This is a genomic window from Bradyrhizobium xenonodulans (genome assembly GCF_027594865.1).
GTDB lineage: Bacteria > Pseudomonadota > Alphaproteobacteria > Rhizobiales > Xanthobacteraceae > Bradyrhizobium > Bradyrhizobium xenonodulans.
Map to the genome: position 1 here is coordinate 7278713 of NZ_CP089391.1, position 11442 is coordinate 7290154.

Genomic DNA, 11442 nt, shown 5'->3' on the forward strand with positions numbered 1-11442 from the left:
TGAGCGATGATATCTCCTCCGACCGCGATCTCCCCTTGCTCATGGACGTCCATGACGCGCTTACTGACGCAGCAGCTTCCGGACGTTGCGAGTAAGCTCCGGGCCGATCTGGTCGGCGCACAATCTATCAAGGCTAGCAACAAGGAGGGGAAACTCACGCCGCATGCGAGCGTTGCTATGTCGGTTCGCACTCGCTCGACTGCGGCTCCGGTCTTCAGCGCTCGATCTACTCTGACGCAAACCGGGTTTGCCATCGCCGTATCCTTTGCGGCGAGCCTCGTCTGCAGTCCAGCGTTGGCGGGAGCTGAGAAAGCATCAGACACCACGAACGAGACGCCGGATGAGGCTCCTGGACCAACAATTCAAAAGCAGAGCGGCGCGGCCGTCAGTGTCCGACGCCGTCAGCTCAAGCGAACAGCGCCTCTCGCCGCCCGCTCGGCGCCGGCACAAGCGACCAATGCCCCCGACTCGAGGCACGATCGTCCAGACAAAGTTGCTGAGACCAAGCCCCCAGAGAAAATCGACCCGTTCGCGAAGTTCGATAACCTGCGTGAAAAAGGCACTTGGCTCAATATACCTGGGCCTGCGGATACGATCGATCAGGACAAGGGCGGAGTTAGATCTGCGCTGGCGGATTTAGGGATCGGCTATGTGGGGTGGACGCAAAACACCTTGATCGACAACCGGCTGCCGCATGCATCCAAAAGCACCATCTTCAATCAGCGGTATGTTGGCGAGAGTCCGACATTCGGTACCGTCAATTTCATGATCGTGACCTACGATCTCAGCCGATTTGGAATTCCGGATGGTCAGATAAGCGTGGGAGCCGAGCAACAATATTGGACCTGGAAGCCCGCCGGGCCCGATCGGGTGGGAATCAATACATTTGCCTATTACCAGACGTTCTTCGACAGGACGCTCGAACTCAAAATGGGTTACCTCAGAAATCATGACGAGTTCTTGGGAATGAATCCATTTGGGCCGACGCCGGTCATCTTGTCCCAAGCTGGAATGAGCAACAATTCCGCGCCGACGCCGGCTCTCAACGTGAAGTACAATTTTGATGATCGCCTCTACACCAAGTTTTCGATCCAGCGCTCAGTCAGTCCGGATGGACAATTGGTGCACATAACCGAAAATCCCAGCGGCTTGGACTGGCGCACGGCCGACGCCAGCATTCTATTGCTTGATGAAACTGGATTTAAGAACAAGGCGGCTCCAGGATTGCCCGAGACCTGGCTGCGGGCCGGAATCGGTTTCAATGACAGCCGCTATCCGCACTTGGCGTATCCGCTCCAACCGAGAGCCAACGCGAACAGCGCCTACTACGTGGCCGCGGACCGGCAGTTTTGGCAAGCCGACCCACAAGGTTCGCCAGCTCGGGGTATCTATGGTGGGTTCTCCGCAATGTACGCTCCGTCTGACGTCAACAAGGTCAGCCGCTATCTCGAGCTTCGTCTTTATGCGAAAGGACTATTTAGCAGCCGGCCGGGTGATCGGATTGCCATTGCTGCCACCAATATCGCTTGGAGCCACTTTGCAGTCGACGCGGCCTTGGCCAAAGGCGATCTCGTCCATCGCGATAGTACGGCGATCTGGGGAAGATACACTGCGCGGCTCGCGCCAGGGGTTTATGCAACCCTGGGCCTGCTATACATCAATCACCCGTCAACCATTACATACACACGCCAAACCGGACATGCCCTGAACGTCTTGGTCTCGACGTCAGTATTCTTCTAAGTCCGTGGGTGGATTCTGCCGCGAGTACCACGCGAGAGGCAGCTGCCGTGTCCTGAGCGCGAGCTGCGCAAGAACTCTGCCGTTGCACGGCCACCGCGAGGTTCAGCCCGAACATCGGGGGAATCCGCTACTCTACGAGGCGAGATGGCGACCACGGCGGCAATGCCGTTCACGCCGCGCGCGGAGACAATCTCCATTGTCCCATTCGCTTAGTAAGCCCTTCGTTGAGGTCAGTCCTCGCCGGTCTTTTTCGCCCGCCCATTGATCGCTCCAACCTGAAGTGAGCGTACCTTTGCGGACCGGGCATCAGGTCTCCGTTAGAGGAGACGGGCATGTTCGCGAATTCGGATGCTCGTCGTCGCGGCCCAGCTATCGTCCGCGGCTGGCGCTAAGTTGCGCCACCGAACAGGCAGCGTGAAGTTGCGACCGCTGGAATTCTCTCAACCGCGCCCTCGCACCAAGTCTCCTTCCTGCACAGACGACGGAGGCGGGCCTCAAGCCCCTTCTGCCACGGCGGGCGCGTGGGTCTGGCAGTTGGCCGGACAGACCCGGGCGCAGGCGCCGCAACCGATACAGGCGCCCTCATCATTTATCACCATGATCTTTTTCTCGATCTCATCGTCCTCGTCGCTGCCAAGGTCGACAAGATCGCCCTCCTCGTTGATGCCTTTTAATGTCATAACCTTTCGACCACAGACCTTGAAGCAGCGCCCGCAGCCGATGCATTTGCCGGGATCGATCGATGCGAGATAATCGGGCACCCAGTCGCGGCCGTCGCGCGTTGCAAATGACATGCTTGTATACCTTTACGCCCTTTCCTGCGCCTTGAGATCCTCGCGCTTTTTCTCGAGTTCGGCAAACGCCTCATGCGCTCTTTGCGCCACCGCCATGATCGAACGCCAGTTGAGCGGCAGCTCCTCTGACAGGTCGTGCAGGTCCATCTTGGCCTGCGTCGCCTTGGCCGACAGCTTTTTGATGTCTGCCTTCAGCGTTTCAAGTTCGCTCATGTCCCGCCCTCAATAGTTCGCCGCGTCTGGGAATTTCCGGATCATGCCGATCCCGTCCGCGACATACTTTTCGCCCTCGGTGGCGAGCTTCGCAAGACCGTCGAACCCGAAGCGATGCACATCGCGCAGCTGCTTATTGACGACGATCAGGCGGCCTGCGATCAGCACCATGCGGCCAAAGCCTTCATGATGCATCTTCAGCATCGGCTGAACCATCACGCCGGTCGCCTTCTCGATCGAGAGCGCGACCGCATTGAAGAACAACTCCAGGCGCCACACCGTGTCCGGATCAGGATCACCCACGATCGGCAGCGCGTGCCGCTTCTCCTTGTCCAAGATATAGGGTTCGAGCAAGTCGAGATCGCTCTTGCCCTCCCACGTCCCATGGCTGTCCTCAGCACGCCAGATCGTGACCAGCTGCTTGAGGAACGGCGCATCAAGCGCAGTATCGGTTTGCCCCACTTCTGCGGCCTCAGACATGTGATCCTCATTCCTCCAAATCAAGCGTCCGCTCCTTGGCTTTGGCCAGGGCTTTGCGGATCCAGGGGGGCGGCGTTCCCCTCAGCATCCTTTGGAGCTTTTGCAGCAGCTCCAGGATGTTCTCGGGTTTGTCCACTTTGATGGGGTGGATTTTATTCGCCACCACCCGCGCCGCACCGGAGCCGCCGATCGCAACGACATAGAGGATGGCGCAATCCCTGATCGCCTCGATCTTGGGCGCGAGCTTATCCTCGTTGCCGTCTTCCCTGAGATCGCCGTCAAACTGCACCGCCTTCAGAAAGACGTGCCCGTCCGGCCCGACGTCATAGATGACAATGTTCTTGGCCCAGCCGAAATGAGCATCGACGCGGCTTAAATCCTGGGTAGCGAATGCGACCTTCATGGAATCGAACTCTCTGTTGCGTCGATGAAGCTGCGGCCGGAGTTTAGAGGCGGCATCGAGGTCCACCAGCTATCGGGCTGAGGCTGATGATTTTCCTCGCGGTCGGCGATGAGGAGGTTGGCGATATGGAAGATCAGATCCCGCGTGCCGCGATAGCCAACGGACACCTGGTGTCCTGCGCCAACCCGGTCGAACATCGGAAATCCCGCGCGATGAAACGGGATCTTTAACCGTTCCGCCGCTTGGCGGCCGTGCGAATGCGTGATCAATAGATCGCAATTCTGTCTCCGAGCTCGCTCTTCGAGATCCTCGAGATCACCGATCAGCACCTCGTCGGTGCTTATCCGCTCCAGCACCGGCGAGGGCGTGGTCGTCACGGCCGCCGCGACCTGCGCGCCCATGTCATGCAGCATGCTAGACAGGTCGAACAGGAGGTCAGGCTCTGCACCGATCGCGAGCTTACGGCCGCCGATCTGGAAATGGGCATCCAGCATCGCATCGGCGAGCTGCCCGCGCTGGCGCCGGTATTTGGTTGGCACGGGGCGGCCGGAGATCTCGCTCAAGAACGCGATGAATTCATCGTTGGGGATGAGGCCACACAATCGCTCAAACAGGCGAAATGGCACCCCGGTCCTGGTCTGCATGGCTTCTGCCGCCCGCCGCATCTGCGCACCGATAGCAATGGTCCAGGCGGACTGGCCCATGCTGGCAATTTCCTCAATGCCGATGCCGCCGATGGTCGTCGACGTAAACTCCTCAGGGATATGCCCGTCCAGCGATCCCGCAAGGTCAGGCAGGAAGCTTGGCTTTAGCCCGAAATCCTCCAGAATCGTCCTGATCTCATCGAGGTCAGCTGGCGTCATGTGACATCCGGAAAGGACGTTCACCCGCGTGGGATCGCGCTCTGCCTCGATCGTCGGCCCCTTTACGAGCACCTCGACCATGCGCACCACTGCCTTTTCCCAGCCGTCCTGAAACGCATCCTTGAAATCGGGCGTCGAGACATGGACCAGAGGAAAATTGGCGAGTTGCGGATGCTTCTTGCGGATCAGCTTGATGTAGCCGTCGATGTCGTCGCCATTGGTTTCGGTCACCCCGGTCGAGCAGATCCCGATGATCTCCGGCTTGGTTCGACTGTGAATGTTGAGGATGGCTTGCTCGATATTTTCATAGCCGCCGAGCACGGTTGTCACCTCGCTCATCGCGGTAGTCTGCAGCGGGACCGCCTCCTTGAAATGCCGCACGAACAGCGTGAGCCCAAAGGATGTGCAGCCTTGCGAGCCGTGGAGAACCGGCATCGCTCCGCGCAGGCCCATGAACGCGAATGCCGCGCCGATGGGCTGGCTCATCTTCAGCGGGTTGACCGTGCAGGCCTTGCTCGGTGTGCTGACGATAGCCATGGCGCCGTCCTATTCTGCGGCCTGCCGCATGGCAGGCGGCAGGCAGACCGACATCGCTGTCAGGATGTCCTGGATGCGGCGCCTGCAGCATCCCCCGTATGCGTCGGTGTGCTCTCTGACAGCCTCGACGCTGGTCAGACCGTGCAAGCGGATCGCATCCTCGATCGTCCCGCGATCCACTCTCTTACAGACGCAAACCTCTGTCGCGCGGCGGCTCGCCTCCAAAAGCGCAGGGGTCTTGGCGGCCTGCCCGTCCGTCCGCGCAAGGGCCATGGGGTGGCCATCCCTGGCGGTATCGTCCCATGGGGCCGGCCGGCGCAGCTGCTCCCACATCGGGTTGTACAGCGCCTTGTCGATCTCCTCGACCAGCTTCACGATCCCCAAATAGCCCATATAGGCATGAGAGCGCTCCTGGTTGATGTCGAGCCAGGGCATCGCCGCCTTCAGCGCGACGAATTGCGACTTGCCGCCGGAGAGCATGACGTCCGCTTTTGCGCCCTTCAGCATCTTGTACATGTCGCGTGGCGCCATGTCGTCGATCATGTGGACGTCCTGCCCCATCCGCTGCTTGATGCGCTCCTTGTCTTCGTCCGTGGATTTTTTGACGCTGGTGCCGACCAGCTCAAGGCCGGCCTCCTGCAACGCGGCCGGCACGGACCAGGATTTCACGCCACCTGTGATGAGAAGGACCCTCTTTCCGGCCAGGCGGGACCTGTAGGATCCGATTTTCGCCCACGCACGCGCCTCCTCCCGCGCTATCACCGCCTCGGTCCGGCCGATCAGGTCTTCCGGGGCCCCGCGCCCGACCAAAACGCGCGCAACGTTGCGCAGCGCGTCGCTGGAATCCTGGATGCCGTAGAACGAGCCTTCGAAGAACGGGATGCCGTAGCGCTCTTTCATTTTGCGCGCGACATGGATCATCGACTTCGAGCACACCAGCATGGCGGCGCGCGCGCGATGCGATGAGGCCACTTCACGATATTTCCCATCCCCGGAAATGCAGGACAGGATGCGGATGCCGAGTTCGTCAAACAGCGGCTTGACCTGCCACAATTCGCCCGACAGGTTGTATTCGCCGATCAGGTTGATGTCGCACGGCGTGGTGTGGTCCGGCTCTTCGGTGCCGATGACATGATCAAGCAACGCTTGCCCGGCCAGCTTGTTGCCGAGGTTTTTCGAACCCACGAAGCCGGGCGAATTGACCGGAATCACCGGCTTACCGAATTTCTGAGAAGCCGCCTTGCAGACGGCATTGATGTCGTCGCCGATCATGGCCGGAATGCAGGTCTGATAGACAAAGATCGCCGCCGGATTGTATTTCTCCAAGATCTCCCTGATCGCCTTGTAAAGACGCTTCTCGCCGCCGAACACGATGTCGGTTTCGTTCATGTCAGTCGTGAAACCGGTGCGCCAGATGCTGGCACCGGACGAAGCTGAACCGCGGTTGTCCCAGGAATTGCCCTCACAAGCGATCGGGCCGTGCACCAGGTGGGCCACATCGGTGAAGGGCTGCAGCGCGATCTTGGCGCCGTCGAAGGCGCACCCGCCCGCCGCACTGCCCGGCTTAGGTTGCTTGGTGCAGCCCTTTTTGCGGTCAGCCTCCGATTTGTTGGCGTTTTTGGCGCAGCCCGGCTCGTTGAAGACATCCAGGATTCTGGCCGAAAGCGAACTCATCGGTTTCTCCTCTCAATCGCGATTAATGAGATCAGCCATCGCGCGTTTAGCCATCGCCGATGTTTTCCTGCGATGACTTAAGCGTCTTTCGTCATCAACGAATGATGTCAAAGCTATAGTCGGTACCTGCGACGCTGGTCTTCCTGTCGATCTCGTCAAAGATCTTGTCGAGGATCTTCACCAAAACGTTCATGCCGCCTTGATAGCCCCACACCGGAGAGCGGTGATGGTGATGCCGATCAAAAATGGGGAAACCGATGCGGATCAGCGGGGTGCCGGTATCGCGCTCCAGATATTTGCCATGCGTATTGCCGATCAGGAAGTCGACCGGCTCCGTGAAGAGCAGCGAGCGCATGTGCCAGAGGTCTCGCCCTGGATAGGCATGGCAGTTCTGGCCGAACGGCGAGCTCGCAAACAAGGCCTGCATTTTATCGTGCCAGGCCTTGTTGCCATTCGTGGACAGCACATGGACCGGTTCGGCGCCCAATTCGAGCAGGAAGTCAGTCAGACCATAACATAGGTCTGGGTCGCCGTAGATCGCAAATTTCTTGCCATGGATATGCGCGCTGGAGTCAGCCATCGCGTCGACCAGGCGGCCGCGCTCTCGCGCCAGCGCCTCGGGGATGTCCTTGCCGCTGATGCGCGATAACGCCATGAGCAGCTCGTCGGTCGCGGAGACGCCGACCGGATGGTTGAAAGCCAGGACCTCCTGGCCATGGCCGGCGATGAACGCAAGCGTTTTTTCCGTGCACCATTGCTGCGCAGATATCGTCGCCTTCGCGTGAACCGCGTTCGCGGCGTCTTCCAGCGTGGTGCCGCCGTCATACATCCTGAACTCGCCGTCGGTCGGCGTATCGAACACATCGGAATTGTCGGCGAGGATGGTGTACTGAACGTCCATCAAGTCGAAGATGCGCTTGATTTCGCGGGTATTGCCAACAGTGTAGCCGTCAAAGCCGCCGATAAAGTTGATCTTCTCGTTGGGGATGCGCTCGAGCTTCGGTGCTGTCCCGGCTTTTCCGTCCCAGAAATGCTCGAGGATACCCTTCAGCGCATTGTCATAGCCGGTGATGTGGCTGCCGACGAAGGCTGGCGTGTGCGCGAACGGCACGTCGAAATGCTCTGGGACAGACCCTCTCTCCTTGGAGGTCTTGATAAAGGCGTTGAGGTCATCCCCGATCACCTCCGCCATACAGGTCGTGGAGACCGCGATCATCTTGGGCTTATACATGTTATAGCTATTGGCGAGCCCATCGGCCATGTTGTTCAGGCCGCCGAAGACTGCAGCATCTTCCGTCATCGACGAGGAGACACAGGAACTCGGCTCCTTGAAGTGCCGCGACAGATGGCTGCGGTAATAAGCGACGCATCCCTGGGAACCGTGCACGAAGGGTAGCGTGCCCTCGAATCCAACGGAGGCGAAGACCGCACCGAGCGGCTGGCAAGCCTTGGCAGGGTTTATCGTCAGCGCTTCCCGGGCAAAGTTCTTTTCGCGATATTCGGACGTCTTCGACCATTCCCTGATGCGTTCGACCTCCGCGGGATCTCGAGCATTCTCGAACATCTTCTTGTTGGCCAGCATCTGCTGGTATTCCGGACCGCGGAACAGCTCGACATGATCGAGCACGTGTTCTGCATTCTGCGCCATTTCGTGGGAATCCTCTTGAAAATCGTGGTCAATGTCGGCTCGACGCCTCGGACGAGAGGCGAAAAGGCCGCTTATTCCGCAGCCAGAAGCCTCGGTTCTGCAACAGCCTTCCAGGGCGCTTTGGTCTTTCCCCAGATTGGCGAGTTGATAGCCATGTCCATGTCGCGCGCGAAGATCGGAAAGCCGTCATAGCCGTGGTACGGACCCGAATAATCCCAGGAGTGCATCTGCCGGAATGGCACACCCATCTTCTGAAACACATATTTTTCCTTGATGCCCGAGCCGACCAAGTCTGGCTGCATCTTCTCAACGAAGCGCTCGAACTCATAGCCATTGACATCATCGTAGATAAGCGTGCCGTCTTTGACGTAATGCTGGGCGGTTCGCTGATAGTCATCGTTGTGGCCGAACTCATAGCCAGTGCCGATGACTTCCATGCCGAGGTCCTCGTAGGCTCCAATCACATGGCGTGGACGCAATCCGCCGACGAACAGCATCACGGTCTTGCCTTCCAGGCGGGGGCGGTATTTTGCGACCACCGCATCAACAAGCGGCTGATATTTCGCGATCACCCGTTCGGCTCCCTCCTTGATCCCGTCGTCGAAATAGCCCGCGATCTTGCGCAGTGACTCCGCGATTTTTGAGGGACCGAAGAAATTGTATTCGCACCACGGAATCCCGAACTTCTCCTCCATGTGACGGGAGATGTAGTTCATCGAGCGGTAGCAATGCAGGATGTTGAGCTTCGCCTTCGGCGTGGCCTCCAGCTCGGCCAGCGACCCGTCTCCGGACCACTGGGCGATCACGCGCAGCCCCATTTCTTCCAGCAGGATTCGAGACGACCAGGCATCACCGCCGATATTGTAGTCTCCGATGATCGCAACGTCGTAGGGCGTTGACTCGAAGCGGGACTTCTCGGGCGTGAGCCTGTCGAAGACCCAGTCGCGCACGGCATCGTTAGCAATATGGTGCCCGAGCGACTGCGAGACGCCGCGGAAGCCCTCGCAGCGAACCGGCACGATCGTCTTGCCGTCATATTCCTTCGACTTGGCTTTCGATACCGCCTCGATGTCGTCGCCGATCAGGCCGATCGGGCATTCCGACTGGATGGTGATGCCGTTGTTGAGTGGAAACAGCTCCTGCAGCTCATCAATGAGTTTGACGAGTTTCTTGTCGCCGCCAAACACGATATCCTTTTCCTGGAAGTCGGACGTGAACTGCAAGGTCACGAACGTATCGATACCGGTCGTACCGGCGTAGTAGTTGCGCCGCGACCCCCAGGAGTACTGGCCACACCCGACCGGACCATGGCTGATATGGATCATGTCCTTGATCGGTCCCCAGACCACGCCCTTGGAGCCCGCATAGGCGCAGCCGCGGATCGTCATCACGCCGGGAATGGATTTGAGATTGGACTTAACTCCGCAATCCGCCTTCCCGGCCTCATGAACGTTCAGGTGCTTGGCGCGCCGTTTCGCGGTCTTGTCGGGATAGACCGTCAACACTTCCTGGATGAGTTCCTTATTGCGGGCCTTGATCTCCTCAATGCTTTCGGTCGTAGCGAAGCTCATGCTGATATCCTTTGAGAGTTAGCGAGACGGCGCTCAGCGAAGAGTTTAGCAACGACCGTGCCAGCCACGTGCAAATGCAAAAACGAGCGGAGTTGGAAGAACATAGCGTTGTCGGCGAGCCCGGCCGGACTGTGTTGCAAAGCCGACATCGGGACTTCTCCATGGACAGACTCGCTTGCGCCTGTTCGATAGAAAACAACGAGCAGCGGGCGTGGCATTGCACCGCTGATATTCGGCTGCAAAACGGTAGCCTTGGGGTGGGCTTGGCGCGCCCGCTGGCGACTGCGTCATAGCCCGGCGGCCAACCGCTCAAACCGGGTCGCACCAGCCGATGCGCTGAGGTGCGCCAGAGAAGCGCACGTGGATGTATCCGCCATGCCGATGCGTTCTATCAAAACAATGAATTATTCCAATTGGCCGATGAGCAATATGAACGGGCCAGGTGGCGTGGCGGGGCTGTCTAACAAGGAGTATTCGCGATGGACAAACCAATTCTTGGCGGTCCGGGCAGCAATAGTCTCTTTGGCGGCGACGGTGACGATATAATCACCGACCCCAAGGGCGATGACTGGATCGACGGTCGTGCCGGAAACGACGTCATCTCGGCCGGCGAGGGCAATGACCGAGTCTTCGGTGGCGCGGGCAATGACAACGTCTTCGGCGAGGAGGGTAACGACTTCCTCTATGGCGACAACGGCCCCGACAAACCGCGAATCGTCAATGAGGGCAATGATAAACTCTACGGCGGTCCCGGCGACGACGTCCTCTTCGCCGGTGACGGCAGGGATTCCCTGACGGGAGGCACCGGCAACGACACCTTTGCGTTCCAGTTCCACAACCCGATCCCCGGATCCGACCCACGGTACGGGTCGGACCCCGACCACACCACTATCGTGGATTTCGACCCGGCACAGGACACCTTCGCATTCGACGCGGTCGGCTTTGGCAGCGACGGTCTTAACGCGAACTTCATCAATCACGTCAGCATGCGGTCTGGCAATCAGGTGGACACCTTCTACAGTGGCCCAGCCTCAGGTGCTCATGGGGAACATGTCGTGGTGATCACCGATCGGGGTTTCTCCAACGGCTCTGACGCAGCCAGTGCCATTTCCGCGGCCCCCGGCGACATGATCGTCTACTTTGGATACAAGAGCATGACTGCGAATCTGGCCTACGTCACCTCCGCGAACCACGTTGACGAGCTCGCCCACCTGAGCAATGTGCACAGCGTGGACGGCTTGGCCAGCTTGGGCCTGACCGCAGGAAACTTCACATTTCACTGACTCCAAAACCCGTGCTGAACCCTGCGCCCGCCCCCACCGGCGGGCGCTTTCCCTTTCCGCTGCTTGCCAGGGCAGTGGCAGGCACAGCGTGTTCAGCTTGATGAAGCTGTGCCTCGCGCGCTGGCCGCAGACCCGATCCTCCTGAAGCGCGTCGGGAAAACACCCCAATTCCAATCAACGAGTTTGCTGTCGTCAGTTGACCTTTTCGCCTCTGTCCGAGATCAGGATGATTTCAC

10 protein-coding genes are annotated in these 11442 nt (G+C 59.2%); 2 read left to right on the forward strand and 8 right to left on the reverse strand.

The features are described from left to right. The first annotated feature begins 51 nt into the window (after positions 1-51). A complete protein-coding gene (locus tag I3J27_RS34320; RefSeq protein WP_270163273.1) occupies positions 52-1740 on the forward strand; it encodes a carbohydrate porin in 1689 nt (562 codons plus the stop codon). A 494-nt stretch (positions 1741-2234) separates the two neighbouring features. Here I3J27_RS34320 and fdxB read toward each other — a convergent pair whose 3' ends face one another. The 8 genes from fdxB to nifD form a co-directional block, all read right to left on the reverse strand. Next, complete coding sequence (gene fdxB / locus I3J27_RS34325) at positions 2235-2534, reverse strand: ferredoxin III, nif-specific (RefSeq protein WP_270163274.1); 300 nt, start codon at positions 2532-2534, stop codon at positions 2235-2237. 12 nt (positions 2535-2546) lie between these two features. Then, complete coding sequence (locus I3J27_RS34330; protein WP_270163275.1) at positions 2547-2747, reverse strand: CCE_0567 family metalloprotein; 201 nt, start codon at positions 2745-2747, stop codon at positions 2547-2549. 9 nt (positions 2748-2756) lie between these two features. Continuing rightward, positions 2757-3227: a NifX-associated nitrogen fixation protein gene (locus I3J27_RS34335; protein WP_270163276.1), complete on the reverse strand. Its 471-nt coding sequence runs from the start codon at positions 3225-3227 to the stop codon at positions 2757-2759. A gap of 7 nt (positions 3228-3234) precedes the next feature. Continuing rightward, on the reverse strand, positions 3235-3630 hold the full coding sequence (nifX, locus tag I3J27_RS34340) for a nitrogen fixation protein NifX (RefSeq protein ID WP_270163277.1): 396 nt from the start codon (positions 3628-3630) through the stop codon (positions 3235-3237). Continuing rightward, a complete protein-coding gene (gene nifN / locus I3J27_RS34345) occupies positions 3627-5030 on the reverse strand; it encodes a nitrogenase iron-molybdenum cofactor biosynthesis protein NifN (protein WP_270163278.1) in 1404 nt (467 codons plus the stop codon). The genes nifX and nifN overlap by 4 nt, the downstream gene beginning before the upstream one ends. A gap of 9 nt (positions 5031-5039) precedes the next feature. After that, positions 5040-6704 (reverse strand): nitrogenase iron-molybdenum cofactor biosynthesis protein NifE, encoded by a 1665-nt coding sequence (nifE, locus tag I3J27_RS34350; RefSeq protein ID WP_270163279.1) that lies wholly within the window; start codon positions 6702-6704, stop codon positions 5040-5042. Between the two features lie 94 nt (positions 6705-6798). Next, a complete protein-coding gene (gene nifK / locus I3J27_RS34355) occupies positions 6799-8352 on the reverse strand; it encodes a nitrogenase molybdenum-iron protein subunit beta (protein WP_270163280.1) in 1554 nt (517 codons plus the stop codon). A 71-nt stretch (positions 8353-8423) separates the two neighbouring features. Further along, the gene (nifD, locus tag I3J27_RS34360; protein WP_270163281.1) at positions 8424-9923 is read right to left on the reverse strand and encodes a nitrogenase molybdenum-iron protein alpha chain; all 1500 of its coding nucleotides are present in this window, start codon (positions 9921-9923) and stop codon (positions 8424-8426) included. A gap of 479 nt (positions 9924-10402) precedes the next feature. Here nifD and I3J27_RS34365 point away from each other — a divergent pair, with 479 nt between their 5' ends. After that, positions 10403-11206, forward strand: a complete 804-nt coding sequence (locus I3J27_RS34365; protein WP_270163282.1) for a calcium-binding protein — start codon at positions 10403-10405, stop codon at positions 11204-11206. Positions 11207-11442 lie beyond the last annotated feature (236 nt).

Bases quoted from the DNA above. Each gene is read 5' to 3' on its own strand.
- nifD (WP_270163281.1), bottom strand. From the start codon at position 9,923: ATGAGCTTCGCTACGACCGAAAGCATTGAGGAGATCAAGGCCCGCAAT.
- nifE (WP_270163279.1), bottom strand. From the start codon at position 6,704: ATGAGTTCGCTTTCGGCCAGAATCCTGGATGTCTTCAACGAGCCGGGC.
- I3J27_RS34335 (WP_270163276.1), bottom strand. From the start codon at position 3,227: ATGTCTGAGGCCGCAGAAGTGGGGCAAACCGATACTGCGCTTGATGCG.
- nifK (WP_270163280.1), bottom strand. From the start codon at position 8,352: ATGGCGCAGAATGCAGAACACGTGCTCGATCATGTCGAGCTGTTCCGC.
- nifN (WP_270163278.1), bottom strand. From the start codon at position 5,030: ATGGCTATCGTCAGCACACCGAGCAAGGCCTGCACGGTCAACCCGCTG.
- fdxB (WP_270163274.1), bottom strand. From the start codon at position 2,534: ATGTCATTTGCAACGCGCGACGGCCGCGACTGGGTGCCCGATTATCTC.
- I3J27_RS34365 (WP_270163282.1), top strand. From the start codon at position 10,403: ATGGACAAACCAATTCTTGGCGGTCCGGGCAGCAATAGTCTCTTTGGC.
- I3J27_RS34320 (WP_270163273.1), top strand. From the start codon at position 52: ATGACGCGCTTACTGACGCAGCAGCTTCCGGACGTTGCGAGTAAGCTC.
- nifX (WP_270163277.1), bottom strand. From the start codon at position 3,630: ATGAAGGTCGCATTCGCTACCCAGGATTTAAGCCGCGTCGATGCTCAT.
- I3J27_RS34330 (WP_270163275.1), bottom strand. From the start codon at position 2,747: ATGAGCGAACTTGAAACGCTGAAGGCAGACATCAAAAAGCTGTCGGCC.